Genomic DNA, 906 nt, shown 5'->3' with positions numbered 1-906 from the left:
TTTTGTCTTCCTTAGTTTGTTTCTACCTTGTCAAGCGCATTCCAGATTTCATAAATGGTATCTTTGGCACAAGCGGGGGTGTGGGAGCAGTTACAGAGATGATGCAAAAGATAGGGACAAGCATAGGGGGGGCAGTGGTAGGAGGTTCTGCAGTGGTAGCAGCCAATAAGATAACTCAGGCTTACTAGAGTGCAGGGGGAGGGTTAGCAGGAGTGAGAGCAGGATTAGGTGCTTTAGCTACAATGGGAGCTACAGGGGGAGTTAGTGCTGTAACTAATAGAGAGTCCATTAGCTCGGGAGTGAAGTTTGGTGTGCATACCATCAAAAGTGCTTTAGGGAGTGGATTTACAGCAGGTAATAATGCAAGTAATCAATACAGCCCCTCAAACAACGCGCCTAATAGCAACAAAGCAGATGAGAGGATCAAAAAAGAGGGTGAATGAATTATAGCTAAAAAATGTTACAATGAACCCAATTTTTGAGTTTTTTTGAAAAAGGGTTTTTTCATGCAACAGACTTTAAAGCGTGCGCTAAAGGGTGTTGGTTTAGCGGGTTTTTTGCGACCTGTGCTTATGGTGAGAGTGTGGAATACTATTCTACACACAAACAAGAGCGAGAGAAGGTGTTGAAAGAGTGCGACAGACTTTTCCCAATTTGAGTGAAGCTCAAGAAGCTAAATGTGAACGCGCAGAGAAAGGAAGAGATTAGCAGGCCAGCGTATAAGAGAACAGAAGAAAACTAGCTTAACTGCAATGCTGGTGCAGTGTTACACAAGAATGGCAGATGGGCTAGAAAAAGGGCAAGATGTCCTCAAAACAGATAAGAAATGCGGGTTATTAGTTAGGAGGAGTGCATTCGTTACTTATACCTTTGGATACTATCCATTGCCTCAGTTATACGATACCA

Annotated in this window: 1 pseudogene; it reads left to right on the top strand. The window is 43.2% G+C overall.

The annotated features are described in order from the left end of the window. Positions 1 to 443: pseudogene (locus EAO37_RS09430) on the top strand (P-type conjugative transfer protein TrbL); the annotation flags it as partial. Positions 444 to 906: the final 463 nt, after the last annotated feature.

Source organism: Helicobacter sp. L8 (genome assembly GCF_003660355.1).
GTDB lineage: Bacteria > Campylobacterota > Campylobacteria > Campylobacterales > Helicobacteraceae > Helicobacter > Helicobacter labacensis.
The sequence above is the reverse complement of the archived record's forward strand: the minus strand, read 5'-3'. Positions and strand labels throughout refer to the sequence as shown.